Consider the following 16,125-nt stretch of genomic DNA (forward strand, 5'->3'; position numbering starts at 1 on the left):
ATGAAGACAGTGGAAGTACGTGTGCCGGATATCGGCGACTTCAGGGATGTGGAAGTCATCGAACTGATGGTTGCCGCGGGAGAGAAGATCGCACGTGACCAGTCGCTGGTGCTGGTGGAATCCGACAAGGCGAGTATGGAAATTCCGTCGCCGCAGGCAGGTATCGTCCGGGAAATGAAAGTCAGGCTGGGCGACCGTATATCGGAGGGTTCGTTATTGCTGTTGCTGGATGTGGAGGATGCCGGAAAGACAATAGCCGTTTCCGCAAATACGGCCACGGAAAAAGTTATGTCGATCGAATGCGATACGCTGGTGCTCGGCGCGGGACCTGGCGGGTACACGGCAGCTTTTCGTGCAGCCGATCTCGGGCAGAAAGTCGTACTGGTCGAACGTTATCCGGTATTGGGCGGAGTATGTCTGAATGTCGGTTGCATTCCGTCGAAAGCATTGTTGCATGCTGCCGGTGTCATCACCGGTGCGCAGGGGATGGCGGCTTGCGGCATCCGTTTCGGCAAACCGGAAATCGATATTGCGAAGTTGCGGCAATGGAAACAGCGAGTGGTCGATCAATTGACCGAAGGACTGTCAGGGCTTGCGGTTGCAAGGAAAATAACGGTCTTGCATGGTGTCGGGACATTTTCGGGCGCGCATGGCATGACGGTATCGGGCTCGCAGGGCAAGTGGCAAGTGAAGTTTTCGAACGCCATCATCGCTGCCGGTTCGTCTGCCGTGAAGTTGCCGGGATTTCCGTACGGCCATCCGGCACTGGTCGATTCCACCGGCGCGTTGCGGCTGGACGATATTCCGCAGCGTATGCTGGTGATCGGTGGCGGCATTATCGGACTGGAAATGGCCTGTGTTTACGATGCACTGGGTTCGCGAGTCACGGTCGCGGAACTTTCCGGCGACTTGATCGCATCGGCTGATCCGGATATGGTACGCCCCTTGCAGGAACGGATAGGCAAGCGTTATGAAGCGATCCTGACGAATACGCGGGTCAAGAAACTGGAAGTATCCGGACATCAGCTCAGGGCGACGTTCGAAGGAAAAAACGCACCGGCGGAACCGCAGGTCTTCGACCGGGTACTGGTGGCCGTCGGTCGGGTACCGAACGGCAAGGCAGTGGGAGCGGAAGCGGCAGGTGTCAAGGTGGATGATCGCGGTTTCATTGCCGTCAACCGGCGACAGCAAACGAATGTTTCCCATATTTATGCCATCGGGGATATTTGCGGAGAACCCATGCTGGCGCACAAGGCCAGTTATGAAGGGCGGGTGGCCGCTGAAGCGATCGCGGGACTCAAGACGGAGTACGATGCCATGACGGTACCTTCGGTAGCCTATACCGATCCGGAGGTGGCATGGATGGGGCTGACTGAACGCGAGGCACGCAGCCTGGGAATTGATTATGAAAAGTCCGTATTTCCCTGGAGTGCTTCCGGGCGTGCGTTGGCGATGGGGAGGCAGGACGGGCGAACCAAGCTGTTATGGAACAAGACAACAGGGCGTTTGCTGGGCGCGGCAGTGACCGGTGTACATGCCGGCGAGCTGCTTTCGGAAATGACACTGGCGCTGGAAATGGGAGCCGATCTGGACGATATCGCGCTGACAATCCATCCGCATCCGTCGCTGTCGGAAACAGTCATGATGGCGGCGGAAGCAGGGCTTGGAACGATTACGGATCTTTTCATTCCGAAACGAAAAGGGGGATGACGTTCACATTGTGCCTGGTGTGTCGAGCGATGCCAGATCGGTTTCATCGAGAAAGCGCCAGTGTCCGACGGGAAGGGATACATCCAGCGAAAATCCGCCGATGGCGGCGCGATGCAGGTTCTCTACCCGGTTACCCGCAGCGGCGATCATCCGTTTGACCTGATGGTATTTGCCTTCCGCGATGACCAGCGTGACCTGACGGTGCGTATTCGCCTGACAATGCAGCGCGCGGGTGACAATGTTTTCGTCGCGCAGCGTCACGCCGTTTTTCAGTCGGGAAATCAGTCCGTCGTCCACAGGGTGGACGGTCGTGACATGATAGGTCTTGGGGATGTTTTTGCGTGGTGACGTGTACCGGTGGATGAAATTGCCGTCGTCAGACAGGAGCAGCAGGCCGGTGGTATCCTGATCAAGCCTGCCCACGCATTGCAGGCCTCTCCGGATGAACGGTTGCGGTAACAGGGAAAACACGCTTGGATGGTGTTGCGGCTGGTGCGAGCATTCATAACCGGCGGGTTTGTGCAGCGCCAGATACAGTTTGTCCCGGTATGTCCAGTTTCGATCTTCCAGAGAAAATACCAGACCGGTCGTTTCAAAAGAGGCGTTCGGGTCGGTGCATGGTTTGCCATGAATCGAAACCCGATGATCCAGTATCAGGGCACGGCAGTATTTTCGGCTGCCGAACCCTTGGCTTTGCAATATTTTTTCCAGTGTCATGTACATCTGGACAGTGTACAGGAATTTGCGCTGCCGGGCCTGAAAAACGGCGTGGTACCATTCGCCGGGGTGATATGCAAGAAAAAACCCCGCGTGAAGCGGGGCTTTTCCGGCTTGATCCAATGACTGGGATTACAGGGACTGGATGTTGGATGCCTGTTTGCCTTTAGGGCCCTGGGTAACTTCAAACTGAACCTTCTGGCCTTCCTTCAGGGTTTTGAAGCCACTCATGTTAATTGCGGAAAAGTGAGCGAATAAATCTTCGCCTCCGTCTTCCGGGGTAATAAAGCCGAAGCCTTTAGAATCGTTAAACCACTTGACTGTACCAGTTGCCATAAAAAAGGGTCTTTCTATAAATGCATTTACTCACGAAACCATCGGATAAAATGGAATTTGATCCGAACCAGTCCTTTTGTTTTTTTTATCGCTGACAAAAGCGGGACCAAGCCCTTATCAACAGAACCATTGTTGGCGTAAAGATAGGCAAAGTCAAGCGATTTTCCCAAAAAAAACAGGTTTTTTGAGGGGGGCCAAAATTCGGGATGCAAACGGCTGACCGGTGGCATGCCGGCTGCATGAAATAGCAAAAACACGTATCATCGAACCTGTGCTTGCGCATGCGCACAGGAAAATATTATTGAGTCATATAAAGTTGAAACGATGGTGACACGACAGGGAAACGAAACGCTTCTCGAAAGGGAAGAAACGGTTCTGAAACCGCCACCGATGTACAAGGTGATCCTGTTGAATGACGATTTTACGCCGATGGACTTCGTGATTTTCATATTGCAGGAATATTTTCACAAGGATACACAAATGGCGACGCGGATCATGCTCAAGGTGCATCACGAAGGAAAAGGTGTATGCGGCATTTTTCCGCGGGATATCGCCAGTACGAAAGTAAAACAGGTTATCCGGCATGCACGCCAGGAAGGACACCCGTTGCAGTGCACAATGGAGGAAGCATGATTGCGCAGGAATTGGAAGTCAGTTTGCATACCGCCTTTGTCGAGGCGCGTCAGGCGCGGTATGAATTCATTACCGTCGAGCATTTGCTGCTGGCATTGCTGGACAATCCGTCCGCATCGGATGTGCTCAGGGCATGCAACGCCAATCTGGATGATCTCAGGAAAATGCTGGGCGATTTCATCAGGGACAATACGCCGGTGGTTCCCGGAACGGCTGACGTGGATACCCAGCCGACACTGGGTTTCCAGCGAGTCATCCAGCGTGCCATCATGCACGTGCAATCCTCGTCCAATGGCAAAAAGGAAGTCAACGGCGCCAATGTGTTGGTCGCCATTTTCGGAGAAAAGGATTCACATGCCGTCTATTTCCTGCACCAGCAGGGAGTGACCCGTCTGGATGTGGTCAATTACATTTCGCATGGCGTGCGCAAGAATACGCAGCAGGAACCGGCCAAGCAGACGGAAGGTGCGGAGGAAACGCGTGGCGATCCCGCACAGACCAGGGAGTCGCCGCTGGAACTTTATACCCAGAATCTCAATCTCGAGGCTTCTGCCGGCAGGATTGATCCGCTGATCGGACGCGAGGAAGAAATCGACCGCGTCATTCAGGTTTTGTGCCGTCGCAGGAAGAACAATCCCTTGCTGGTCGGTGAGGCGGGTGTCGGCAAGACGGCGATAGCCGAAGGACTGGCATGGCGGATCACTCAGAAGACGGTTCCCGACGTTTTGCAGGATGCCGTGGTGTATGCGCTCGATATGGGAGCGCTGCTGGCCGGGACGAAATATCGTGGTGATTTCGAACAGCGTCTGAAAGCGGTATTGAAGCAGCTCGGGGAAAATCCGGGTGCAATTCTTTTCATTGACGAAATCCATACTATTATCGGAGCAGGTTCCGCGTCGGGTGGTACACTTGACGCTTCCAATCTGCTCAAGCCAGCCTTGTCCGGCGGACAGCTCAAATGTATCGGTGCAACCACTTTTGTCGAATTCCGCAATGTGTTCGAAAAAGACCATGCATTGGCGCGGCGTTTCCAGAAAATCGATATCAACGAGCCGACGGTGGAACAGACGGTGCAGATTCTGCGTGGCCTGAAATCCCGTTTCGAGGAACATCACAAGGTCAAATACTCCGTGGCTGCCTTGACGACGGCAGCGGAATTGTCCGCACGTTTCATCAACGACAGGCGTTTGCCGGACAAGGCGATCGATGTGATCGACGAAGCAGGTGCCGCCCAGCGGATTTTGCCGAAATCGAAACAGAAAAAAACGATCGGCAAGGCTGAAATCGAGGAAATCATCGCACGGATCGCCCGTGTTCCCGCGCAGTCCGTCAATCAGGATGATCGTGCCAAATTGCAGAATCTGGAACGTGACCTGAAAAATGTCGTATTCGGGCAGGATAAAGCGATCGAGGCATTGGCAGCCAGCATCAAGATGGCACGTGCAGGACTCGGCAAGCAGGACAAGCCGATCGGCGCATTTCTTTTTTCCGGACCGACGGGTGTCGGGAAAACCGAAGTGGCGCGCCAGCTTGCCTTTGCGCTGGGGATTGAACTGATCCGTTTCGATATGTCCGAGTACATGGAACGCCATGCCGTGAGTCGCATGATCGGTGCTCCGCCGGGATATGTCGGTTTCGATCAGGGAGGCTTGCTGACAGAGGCGATCACCCGTAAACCGCATGCCGTATTGCTGCTCGATGAAATCGAAAAAGCGCATCCGGATATTTTCAGCATCCTGTTGCAAGTGATGGATCATGGCACGCTGACCGACAATAACGGAAGGAAAGCCGATTTCCGCAATGTCATTATCATCATGACGACCAACGCGGGTGCGGAAAGCCTCCAGAAAGCGTCGATCGGGTTTACCGGAAGTCGTCAGGCGGGCGATGAAATGGCTGATATCAAACGTCTGTTCACGCCGGAATTCCGTAATCGTCTGGATGCCATTATCAGTTTCAGACCGCTTGACGAAGCCATCATCCTGCGTGTGGTGGACAAGTTCCTGATGCAGCTGGAAGAACAGTTGCATGAAAAGAAAGTCGAGGTCGTCTTTACCGATGCTTTGCGCAGGATGCTGGCGCAAAAGGGGTTCGATCCGCTGATGGGCGCACGTCCGATGTTGCGCCTGATACAGGATTTGATCCGGAGAGCGCTGGCCGATGAGTTGTTGTTCGGACGTCTCGTCGATGGCGGTGCCGTTACGGTCGATCTTGATGAAAAGGGAGAGATCAGGCTGTCATTTCCTGAAACGCCGGCACACGCGCGCGACGAACCGGAAAACAGGGTGCTGGAACTGGAATAGACGGCCGGCGTCAGCCGCTATACCAGCCAGACCAGATCCAGCAACAGGGCGGACAGGCCGTACAGCGCCAGTGCTGCCAGACGTGCCGGCGCGCGGTATGGCAGGATGTTTTTCATGCCGAGCCATAAAGAACCGGCGCTGGCAAATCCCAGTATGCACCATTCAAATGTACGGTACCAGATAGCGCAGAGACCGTATTCCTGCCAGACGGAGAAACTGATATGGCAAATTCCCGAAAACAGGCCCCAGCCCACCAGCGGAATCAGACACAGCGCCAGCGGTTTCCATGATGGCAGGTTTGCCAGCCTGCCTGCCAGACGAAGCATTCCGTAAAGAACCGTGCCGAGCAGTGTCCCACCGGCCGCGATCAGAAAAAGGCGGTACAAGGCTGCCGGACTTTCGGCCAGCCACCATGGAAAGACAGTATCGAAAGGCAGTCCGGCCGACAGGATGGTTTCCATGTACAGCCGGTACCAGAAGCTTTCCGGCCATGCAAGCGAGACGGTGCAGATACCGGCCATGCACCAGAGCAGGAGGAACAGATCGGCATTGTCGATCGAATGACTGTCGGCCGACAGGAGTTCCTGTGCAGGATGTCGCGCTGCGAGTCTGACCGCGTTGCGATAGCCGCTGCAACGGCCGCAGGCATGACAGGCAGAAGCGCTTTGCATCTGGCGGATATTGATGAGCGGGGCACAATTGATCCGTTTGGGTGTTCCGGCAAATGTTGCCCATTGTTCCTTGTCCACACGAAAGTGGAGGGGGGCCTGTTTTGCCAGCATGCCGAAAAGACCGTTGACGGGGCACAGGTACATGCACCAGATGCGTTTGCCGTTTCCGTACAGATAGCCGGTTACCAGCGCGAACACGGTCGGGATTCCCAGCAAAACCAGTGTGGTATGGAAGTGGTTCTGGAATCCGGTGGCCTGTCCGTACAGTGTGGTGAGTGCCAGCATGGTACATGGCCAACCTTTCCATCGTATCCAGCGCGGGATGGAGCGTTTTTTGCCATGCCGGCTGGCGAATTCGGTCAGCGTACCGTCCGGGCAGAAAAGGCCGCACCAGAAACGTCCGGAGAGCATGACGCTCGATATGATCAGCGGCCAGCCGATTCCCCAGAATATGACCCGGGCGACACGCGACGTATCGTGCGAAGGGGATACGAGCGGTACCAGCAGCAACAGGCCGTAGAGCAGTACCATCGTCCACTGGATGAATGCAATCAGAGCGCCATGACGTTCCAGTGCGTCTCCGAAGCGTGCCAAAAGGGATGATTTCATGTCATGGAATACCGTTTTGCCAGTGCTGTTGTTATCGGTCACTTTCTGCGATCAGTATGCCGGGGTTCTTGTCCTTGACGGAGTCTCGATGCAATAATGAACGCCATATTGTGGGTACGGTTTCGGCTTTCCGGGGCGGAAAATGCCGGTTTGCCGTATCCGGATTGATAAACGTTTATTCAGGAAAGTACTATGCCTTCACATGTTATTACCTTGCCGAATGGTATCACGATGCCGACCCTGGGTCAGGGAACATGGTTCATGGGTGAATCGTCAATGGCGAAAAAGGACGAGGTCGCCGCACTGCAACGCGGGATCGATCTGGGCATGACGCTGATCGATACGGCCGAAATGTATGCTTCGGGCGGTGCCGAAAAGGTGACGGGGGAAGCCATTGCCGGACGGCGCGACAAGGTGTTTCTGGTCAGCAAGGTATTGCCGGGCAATGCCAGCCGTCGTGGAACGATCGCGGCATTCGAACGCAGTCTCAAGCGCATGAATACGGATTATATCGATTTGTATCTGTTGCACTGGCGCGGCGGATATGGGCTGGATGAAACATTCGAAGCCATGGAAAGACTGCTGGCCGACGGCAAGATCAGGGCTTACGGCGTGTCGAACTTCGATCTGGACGACATGCAGGAAGCTGCACAGTACGATAACGGCAATATTTGCGTCAATCAGGTGCTGTATAACCTGGCATCGCGCGGAATCGAATGGGATCTGATGCCATGGATGCAGAAACGCAATATTGCTGTCATGGCGTACTCACCCCTTTACCAGACGCGTCTTCTGAAGAGCCCGGGACTCAAGCGTGTCGCGCAGGAATTGTCGATCACACCGGCACAGCTTGCGTTGGCATGGCTGCTGCATCAGGGAACGGTACCGATTCCGAAAACATCCAGTGTCAAGCGCGTCGAGGAAAACCGCAAGGCCTGGGATATCGTGCTCGATACGCAAGTGCTGGCTGAACTTGACGGTATTTTCCCGCCGCCCGATCACAAAATGCCCCTGGACGTGCTGTAATTCACGACAGCCGGGATATATCCTTGCCGTTCGCAGGGCCGTCCAGCAGGCCTTGCGCGGCGAATTGCCGGATGATGCGGATCGAATCGACGTCGGTTTCCTTGTAGGCCGAACGACGGAAGTCGTTGTACATGGCTTCCGGACCTTCGTCGAGTGCGTCATCTTCGTAGATGAAACGGACGAAGAACCGTCCCGGGAAAGGTTCGTCAATCGAGATTTCGAGACGGGATTCGATGATTTCGCCTTGCGCCGGCACATGGAAGCGCAATTTTTGCATGGGGACGAGTTCGACCCTGTCGTTGACCTTGAATTTTCCGAAATCGAGAACGCGTGTAACGACGTTTTCCGAGACTTCGGTCAGGTCGCATGCATCCATGTGTGGGATGAACAGTGTCGGTTCCCTTACTCTCAACAGCAGTCCGTACCACAGTTGTTCACGGTTGAGTCTGTCGGCTGCCGGGTTGTCAAAGTTGTTGATTTCGATCAGATGTTCGAATTTCATGTGAATAGGTATCGGTTGGTGGATGGTCGCAGAAAACCGTTTTGGCCTGTATGACGCGTCGTCGGTGCAAACTAGTCGAAATACCCGTTTTCAAGCGAAAAACCCTTGATGAATTCCGAGGCGGCAAGCCGTTTGCCGCCGGGTTTTTGCAATTCGTGAATACGGATGGCGCCTTGCCCGCATGCCACGACAATGCCGTTTTCATCTGCAGACAGGATTTTGCCGGCTTTCATACCGGCAGGGCAATCGGTGGCGGTCGCGTTCCATATTTTGACCGGAACATCGCCATATCGCGCCAGACAGCCCGGAAACGGGTTGAATGCGCGGATTTTGTTTGCGATAGCTGTGCAAGGCTGGCTGAAATCCAGCGCAGCTTCTTCCTTGCGGATTTTCGCTGCATAAATCGCGTCATTGTCCTGTTGTGGCGTAAAGCTGGCGCGTCCCTGTTCGATATCCTGCAATGCCGACAGAATCAGTTGGCCTCCCATTTTTGCCAGCCGGTCGTGTAAAACGGATGCAGTGCAGTCTTGCGTGATCGGCAGTGAGGCACTGACCAGAACGGGGCCTGTATCGAGACCTTCTTCCATTTGCATGATGGATACGCCGGTCAGGCTGTCGCCGGCTTCGATGGCGCGCTGGATCGGCGCTGCACCACGCCAGCGCGGGAGCAGCGATGCATGGATGTTCAGACAGCCGTGTCTGGGCAGCGACAGGAAGTCTTTGGGCAGGATGAGGCCGTAGGCGACCACGACCATGACATCGGGAGCGATTTGCGCGATGCGTTCATGGACTTTTTTGGCTTCGTCGCCGTGCCGGCCGTCCAGACGCAGGGATAGCGGTTGTTCGACAGGTAGTCCATGTGCCAGTGCCAGTTTCTTGACGGCTGAAGGCTGCAATTTCATGCCGCGTCCGGCGGGTCGGTCCGGTTGGGTCAGAACCAGTTCGATCCGGTGGCCGGCACGGATGAGCGCGTCCAGTGCCACTGCGGCGAATTCCGGTGTGCCGGCAAATACTGTTTTCATCGTTTTTTCCCCTGATGTTGCCCTTTTGTCCCGGATGTCGTTTTTTTCTGCTCGCGTTCTTCCTTGAGCAGTTTTTTCTTGATGCGGTTGCGTTTCATCGGCGAGAGATAATCAACGAATACGCGTCCCTTGAGATGGTCGATTTCATGCTGGATGCAGACGGCGAGCAATCCTTCTGCATCGGTTTCGAAGCTGTTGCCGTCCGTATCGAAGGCGCGTACCCTGACTTGTGCCGGACGCTCGATTTCATCGTAAATGCCGGGCAGGGAGAGACAGCCTTCCTCGAACCGTTTTTTTTCTTCGCTGGCGCCGATGATTTCCGGGTTAATGAACACGCGCAGTTCATCCCGTTTTTCCGATACATCGATGACGACGATCTGTCTGTGGACATTGATTTGTGGTGCTGCCAGACCGACGCCGGGAGCCTCGTACATGGTTTGTGCCATATCCTGAACCAGAGCCTTCAGGTCGGCATCGAACCGGGTGACAGGACTGGAAGGCTTCAAAAGACGGGGATCGGGGTAGCGCAGAATCGGTAAACGGGCCATGAGTCTAGTCGGGAACAACTGTCGGTCCGGAAATCTTGTCAGCAGAAAATTTTCTGTGCAGAATCCGGGTGGAATGGTTATTTTGCATATTGCCGTTTCCTTTCGGGATATGGGCATATGCGCCAAAACCAAAAGTTTAGCATAGCCGTTTTGTCTGTGCTTTACATGACGCCGTTTTGTCCGGGGAGGTCTGTTTCCCGGAATGGAAAAGCAAGCGTGAATAAACAGTCAATCTACGATAAAGAAGAACTGGCGGCATGGATACGCCTTGTCATGACGCCGGGAATCGGCATACGGACTGCGCACAAGTTGTTGAGCGCTTATGGTTTGCCGCAACATGTTTTCGGGACATCGTACCGTGAATTGCAGCGTATCGTCTCTCCACAGATAGCGGATGCCGTATATGCGCCGGTTTCGCCGGCGATCTCTCGCCAGATCGAACTGACTGAAAAATGGCTGGAAGAACCAGGCAATACGATTTTGACCTTGTCAGACAGCGCTTATCCGGGGACGCTTCTGGAAATACCCGATCCGCCGCTGATGCTCTATGTCAAGGGAAAAAGCGAATTGCTTTCCGCGCCATCGGTGGCTATCGTCGGCAGTCGCAATGCCACGACACAGGGGCGCATTGATGCAGGCGAGTTCGCCGCGTCGCTCAGTGACGCAGGACTGACCATCGTGTCAGGTCTGGCGTTGGGTATCGATGCTGCAGCGCATCGCGGTGGCCTGAAAGGAAAGGGATCCACCGTCGCGGTTATTGGTACGGGCGCCGATATGGTTTATCCCGCCAGAAACAGGGAACTGGCTCACGAGATCGCGCGGGAAGGCTGTATCGTCAGCGAATTTCCGCTCGGTACAAAACCGCTGGCTTCCAATTTTCCCAGACGTAATCGCGTCATCAGTGGCTTGTCGGCCGGTATTGTCGTGGTCGAGGCGGCCGCCAGATCAGGATCGCTGATTACAGCACAAATGGCACTCGAACAGGGACGCGAGGTATTTGCCGTCCCGGGTTCCATTCATTCGCCGCTATCGCGTGGTTGCCACGAACTGATACGACAGGGTGCGAAACTGGTCGAGACATCACGCGATATTCTGGAAGAACTGAAGTATTACGATGGCGCGAATCGGAAGGATACCTGTATTCAGGCATCCGGAGGGTCTTCACTGCAGGAAGATATTCTTGCCGAGATGGGATTCGATCCTGTCGATGCCGATACCCTGTGCGAGCGTTGCCAGCTGGATGCGGCGACATTGAATGTCGCGCTGTTCGATCTGGAAATGGCAGGAAATATTGAGTGTCTTCCGGGCGGCTTTTACCGTCGATTGTCCAAGCCCGATACGTGACGGTTACGCCGCGAAATTGTACACGGTGCGGAAAGATGCGCGTTTATCGGGCACGCTGTTGGAGAAAAAATGAAATTTGCCATTTTTCTTTCCTGGCATTGAATCGCCCGCTTGCAGTGTGCACCCTTCTCACATTATCATTTTCCGCTCTGTTTGCGGATGTTCCTGTGCATGATCCGGGAATCCGGCTGAATTTCATTATCCATTTACGCGTTTCGTTTGTATGACCAAAACACTCATCATCGCCGAAAAACCGTCTGTCGCGAATGACATTGCGAAAAGCCTCGGCGGATTTACCAAAGAGGGTGACTATTTCGAGTCGGATCAGTATGTCCTGACTTCGGCAGTCGGGCACCTTCTGGAGATCAAGGCGCCTGAAGAGTATGAGGTCAAGCGCGGAAAGTGGAGTTTCGCCAATTTGCCCGTCATTCCGCCGCATTTTGCACTCGAACCGATTGCGAAAACCGAGTCGCGGCTCAAATTGCTGGGTAAACTGATCCGGCGCAAGGATGTTTCGACAATCGTCAATGCATGTGATGCGGGACGTGAAGGCGAACTGATTTTCAGGTTGATCGCGCAATATACCAAGGCGAAACAGCCGATCAAACGGCTGTGGTTGCAATCCATGACGCCGTCGGCGATACGTGATGGCTTCATGCATTTGCGCGATGACGAGGAAATGCTGCCTTTGGCCAGAGCGGCCAGAAGCCGTTCCGAAGCGGACTGGCTGATCGGAATCAACGGCACGAGAGCCATGACGGCTTTCAATTCAAAAGAGGGCGGTTTTTTTCTGACGACGGTGGGACGTGTCCAGACACCGACCCTGTCGATCGTGGTGCAGCGCGAAGAAAAAATCAAGAATTTCGTTGCGCGGGACTATTGGGAAGTTCGTGCGGAATTTTCCTGCGCGCAAGGGGTCTATGAAGGACGGTGGACCGACAGGCATTTCAGGAAGGACGAAAACGATCCCGAAAAGAGAGCGGAACGTTTGTGGAGCCGTGCCGATGCCGATGCCATTGTTTCGGCGTGTGCAGGACAAAACGGAACGGTGACAGAGGAATCGAAACCGACGACGTCCATGTCGCCGGCATTGTTCGATCTGACCAGTCTGCAACGTGAAGCCAATGCACGTTTCGGATTTTCTGCCAAGAATACGCTGGCGCTGGCACAGGCATTGTACGAAAGACACAAGGTGCTGACATATCCGCGAACGGATTCACGTCATTTGCCTGAAGATTATCTGCAAACGAGCATGCAGACGCTGGAAAGTCTGGCCGGGCGTGCCGACTATCAGCCTTATGCGTCGCAGATTCTGGAAAAACATTGGGTCAAACCGAACAAGCGGATTTTCGACAACACGAAGATATCCGACCACTTCGCCATTATTCCGACGACGCAGTTGCCAAGAAACCTGTCGGAGCCTGAACAGAAATTGTACGATCTGGTCGCGCGCCGGTTCATGGCCGTGTTTTTCCCGGCAGCCGAATTTCTGGTCACGACACGGTTTACCGAAGTAGCCGGACATTGTTTCAGGAGCGAGGGACGTATCATGACCCGACCGGGCTGGCTCGCCGTTTACGGCAAGGAAGTTCCGGTATCGGGACGACAGGGTGAGAACGATCGTCTGCTGGTTCCGGTCTCTCCTGGAGAAACCGTGATGACCGACAAGGTCACTGTCGATGCATTGGCCACGAAACCACCGGCACGCTATACCGAAGCGACGTTGCTTTCCGCCATGGAAGGGGCAGGGAAACTGGTGGATGATGAATTGCGTGAAGCCATGAAAGGCAAGGGGCTGGGAACACCTGCTACCCGCGCCGCCATTATCGAAGGGTTGCTGGGAGAAAAATATCTTTTGCGTGAAGGCAGGGAACTGATTCCGACACCCAAGGCGTTCCAGTTGATGACTCTGCTCAAGGGGCTGGGCGTCAAGGAGCTGACGTTGCCGGAATTGACGGGCGAATGGGAGTTCAAGCTCGCGCAGATGGAACAGGGACAGATCAGTCGCGAAGAATTCATGGAGCAGATCGCCCAAATGGCGCAGGTGATCGTCAAACGTGCCAAGGAATATGATGAGGACACGATTCCGGGCGATTATGCGACCTTGCAAACACCTTGTCCGAAATGTGGTGGCGAAATCCGTGAAAATTATCGCCGGTTTGCTTGTACGCAGTGCGATTTCTCCATCAGCAAGACACCGGGAAGCCGACAGTTTTCCATACCGGAAGTCGAAGAACTGATCAGGAACGGACAGATCGGTCCCCTGCAAGGATTCCGTTCGAAAATGGGGCGTCCGTTCGCCGCTATCCTGAAGATCGTTCCGGATACTGAAAAAGACAATTTCAAACTGGAATTCGATTTCGGGCAACCCAAAGAGGAGGAAAATGCGGAAGTTCCGGATTTTTCCGGAAAGACACCGCTTGGCCAGTGCCCGAAATGTCATGGCAAGGTTTATGAATCCGGTTTGTCGTATGTATGTGAAAATGCTGTCGCGAAACCGAAAACCTGCGATTTCAGAAGTGGGCGCATTATTCTCCAGCAGGAAATCCTGCCTGAACAGATGACGAAATTACTGGAAAAAGGACAGACCGATTTGCTGGCAGGTTTCGTTTCACAGCGGACTCACAGGCCTTTCAAGGCATATCTTGCATTGGATAAAGATGGCAAGGTCAGTTTCAAGTTCGACGAAACGGCAGGCAAGGCGGCATCTGCACGGAAAAAAGCGGCATCTTCTGTTACTGCGAAAAAAACGGAAACCGCAAAGACGACTTCGGCACGCAAAACAGCTGGCAGGAAAAGAACCGTCAAAAAAGAAACGACAGATGGCCAGGTATGACGGATGCTGTATCGGCAGACAACAAAAAAGGAGGCGAAAGCCTCCTTTTTTGTACGAGGTTGTGCTGCCTGATCAACGGTGTCCCAGTACAGGATGCGGCTGATACGGTTTTTCCAGTTCGGCGATATCTTCGTCGGAAAGCTTGACGGAGACGGCTGAGAGTGCCTCGTCGAGCTGGTACAGCTTGGATGCGCCGATAATCGGGGCGGTTACGCCTTTGTGCAGTAACCATGAATAGGCCACTTGCGCATTGGAAAGACCGAGTCGTTTGGCGACACGCGAGAGCGCATTGACGACATCGAAGTCCGCGTCGGAGTAGAAGACGCGCAATGCCATTTCGTCCGTTTTGGCACGTGACGTGGCGGAATTGTTTTTCGAGGTGTCGCGATCGTCCGGTTTGCGGTTGCCTGCCAGAAAACCGCGAGCCAGCGGACTCCATGGAATCAGGCCAACGCCCTGATCCTTGCAGAGCGGAATCATTTCGCGTTCCTCTTCGCGGTAGGCCAGATTGTAATGATTTTGCATGGAGATGAAGCGAGACCAGTTATGCTCGCGGGCGATCTGTTGTGCCTTGGCAAATTGCCAGGCCCACATGCTGGATGCGCCGATATAGCGTACTTTGCCGGAACGGACGAGATCGTTCAAGGCCTCCATCGTTTCCTCGATCGGAGTCGATGGATCCCAGCGGTGTATCTGGTAGAGATCGATATAGTCGGTTCCCAGCCGTTTCAGCGATGCATCCACAGCGGCGAAGATATGTTTTCTGGACAAACCGCTGGTGTTCGGCGGAATGGCCGATGCATTGGCGGAAGCCGCATCTGCCGTAATATCGTCAGAAACATGGAAATAAACTTTCGTGGCGATGATGATTTCATCACGTTTGGCGTATTCTTTCAGCAGTTTGCCGGTCAGGACTTCGGACAGACCGTTGGAATACAGATTGGCCGTATCGAAAAAATTGATGCCCGCTTCAATGGCGCGCTTGATGAACGGACGCGAAGCCGCGCGATCCAGAACCCATGGCCGCCATTTGGGTGAGCCGTAAGTCATCATCCCCAGACAGATCCGGGATACTTTCAATCCACTTGATCCAAGATTGACGTACTCCATCAGTAGATCCTTTCGTTAATGGTGTTTTTTTGATGTCTTGACCGGCTCGACACCCAGCTGCTTGAGCTTTCGGTAGAGATGGGTTCGTTCCAGTCCTGTTTTTTCGGCGACGCGGGTCATGCTGCCGCCTTCCTGTGCCAGATGATGTTCGAAGTAGAGGCGTTCGAACATGTCACGTGCCTCGCGCAATGGCAGGTCGAATGAAAGCATGGAGGCATCGATGGTATTGGACGGCGCAGCGACATTGACTTGCGCTGGTATCGGCATGGTACCGGTGACGGGCGCGACCGTACGTGTATCCCCCATCACCGTATTGTGCTGTGCCATCGTGACGGGAGTCGGCCTGTTTTTTTCCTGATTGCGTGCCAGACCCTGCTGGACAGCCTGAAGCAGTTTCTGGAGCGCGATCGGCTTTTCGAGAAAATTCATGGCGCCGATGCGTGTGGCCTCGACAGCGGTATCGATGGTGGCGTGACCGGACATCATGATGACCGGCATGGTCAGATAACCGTCACGTTGCCATTCCTTGAGCAGGGTAACGCCATCGGTATCGGGCATCCAGATGTCCAGCAGAACCAGATCGGGTGTTTCTGCGGCACGTGCCTCACGTGCCTGTTGTGCGTTTTCAGCGGTTTGTACGACGTGCCCTTCATCGGAAAGAATTTCCGACAACAGTTCACGTATTCCCATTTCATCGTCGACGACCAGAATATTTGCCATATTTTAAATCTTGAATATTGTTGTTCCGTTTCCGCTCC

General features: G+C 54.3%; 14 protein-coding genes. 6 read left to right on the forward strand and 8 right to left on the reverse strand.

Features of this window, described 5'->3' with window-relative positions; all coding sequences use genetic code 11:
• Nucleotides 1-1,710: a dihydrolipoyl dehydrogenase gene (lpdA, locus tag NAI64_RS04610; protein WP_269298254.1), complete on the forward strand. Its 1,710-nt coding sequence runs from the start codon at nt 1-3 to the stop codon at nt 1,708-1,710.
• Between the two features lie 3 nt (nt 1,711-1,713).
• Here lpdA and NAI64_RS04615 read toward each other — a convergent pair whose 3' ends face one another.
• Nucleotides 1,714-2,427 carry a pseudouridine synthase gene (locus NAI64_RS04615; RefSeq protein ID WP_269298256.1) on the reverse strand — a complete coding sequence of 238 codons (714 nt, stop codon included), beginning with the start codon at nt 2,425-2,427 and terminating at the stop codon, nt 1,714-1,716.
• A gap of 132 nt (nt 2,428-2,559) precedes the next feature.
• A complete protein-coding gene (gene cspE, locus NAI64_RS04620; protein ID WP_269264898.1) occupies nt 2,560-2,763 on the reverse strand; it encodes a transcription antiterminator/RNA stability regulator CspE in 204 nt (67 codons plus the stop codon).
• A gap of 324 nt (nt 2,764-3,087) precedes the next feature.
• On the opposite strand from cspE, the gene clpS reads away from it, so the two are divergent.
• Nucleotides 3,088-3,396 carry an ATP-dependent Clp protease adapter ClpS gene (gene clpS / locus NAI64_RS04625; protein ID WP_269298258.1) on the forward strand — a complete coding sequence of 103 codons (309 nt, stop codon included), beginning with the start codon at nt 3,088-3,090 and terminating at the stop codon, nt 3,394-3,396.
• On the forward strand, nt 3,393-5,699 hold the full coding sequence (gene clpA, locus NAI64_RS04630) for an ATP-dependent Clp protease ATP-binding subunit ClpA (RefSeq protein WP_269298260.1): 2,307 nt from the start codon (nt 3,393-3,395) through the stop codon (nt 5,697-5,699). The genes clpS and clpA overlap by 4 nt, the downstream gene beginning before the upstream one ends.
• 17 nt (nt 5,700-5,716) lie before the next feature.
• Here clpA and NAI64_RS04635 read toward each other — a convergent pair whose 3' ends face one another.
• The gene (locus NAI64_RS04635; protein WP_269298262.1) at nt 5,717-6,979 is read right to left on the reverse strand and encodes a 4Fe-4S binding protein; all 1,263 of its coding nucleotides are present in this window, start codon (nt 6,977-6,979) and stop codon (nt 5,717-5,719) included.
• 192 nt (nt 6,980-7,171) lie between these two features.
• Between NAI64_RS04635 and NAI64_RS04640 the strand changes: the two genes are divergently transcribed.
• The gene (locus NAI64_RS04640) at nt 7,172-8,005 is read left to right on the forward strand and encodes an aldo/keto reductase (protein ID WP_269298264.1); all 834 of its coding nucleotides are present in this window, start codon (nt 7,172-7,174) and stop codon (nt 8,003-8,005) included.
• A gap of 1 nt (nt 8,006) precedes the next feature.
• Here NAI64_RS04640 and NAI64_RS04645 read toward each other — a convergent pair whose 3' ends face one another.
• From NAI64_RS04645 to def, 3 genes are all read right to left on the reverse strand, one after another.
• On the reverse strand, nt 8,007-8,507 hold the full coding sequence (locus tag NAI64_RS04645; protein WP_269298266.1) for an SRPBCC family protein: 501 nt from the start codon (nt 8,505-8,507) through the stop codon (nt 8,007-8,009).
• 71 nt (nt 8,508-8,578) lie between these two features.
• Complete coding sequence (gene fmt / locus NAI64_RS04650; RefSeq protein WP_269298267.1) at nt 8,579-9,529, reverse strand: methionyl-tRNA formyltransferase; 951 nt, start codon at nt 9,527-9,529, stop codon at nt 8,579-8,581.
• The gene (gene def / locus NAI64_RS04655) at nt 9,526-10,077 is read right to left on the reverse strand and encodes a peptide deformylase (protein ID WP_269298269.1); all 552 of its coding nucleotides are present in this window, start codon (nt 10,075-10,077) and stop codon (nt 9,526-9,528) included. Before def ends, fmt begins: the two co-directional genes overlap by 4 nt.
• A gap of 273 nt (nt 10,078-10,350) precedes the next feature.
• On the opposite strand from def, the gene dprA reads away from it, so the two are divergent.
• Nucleotides 10,351-11,421: a DNA-processing protein DprA gene (gene dprA / locus NAI64_RS04660; RefSeq protein ID WP_407946914.1), complete on the forward strand. Its 1,071-nt coding sequence runs from the start codon at nt 10,351-10,353 to the stop codon at nt 11,419-11,421.
• A gap of 223 nt (nt 11,422-11,644) precedes the next feature.
• A complete protein-coding gene (locus NAI64_RS04665) occupies nt 11,645-14,257 on the forward strand; it encodes a DNA topoisomerase III (protein ID WP_269298273.1) in 2,613 nt (870 codons plus the stop codon).
• A 72-nt stretch (nt 14,258-14,329) separates the two neighbouring features.
• On the opposite strand, the gene NAI64_RS04670 is transcribed toward NAI64_RS04665, so the two are convergent.
• A complete protein-coding gene (locus NAI64_RS04670; protein ID WP_269298275.1) occupies nt 14,330-15,367 on the reverse strand; it encodes an aldo/keto reductase in 1,038 nt (345 codons plus the stop codon).
• A 15-nt stretch (nt 15,368-15,382) separates the two neighbouring features.
• On the reverse strand, nt 15,383-16,087 hold the full coding sequence (locus NAI64_RS04675) for a response regulator (protein WP_269298277.1): 705 nt from the start codon (nt 16,085-16,087) through the stop codon (nt 15,383-15,385).
• Nucleotides 16,088-16,125: the final 38 nt, after the last annotated feature.

It is taken from the genome of Oxalobacter paeniformigenes, assembly GCF_027158465.1.
Lineage (GTDB): Bacteria > Pseudomonadota > Gammaproteobacteria > Burkholderiales > Burkholderiaceae_D > Oxalobacter > Oxalobacter paeniformigenes.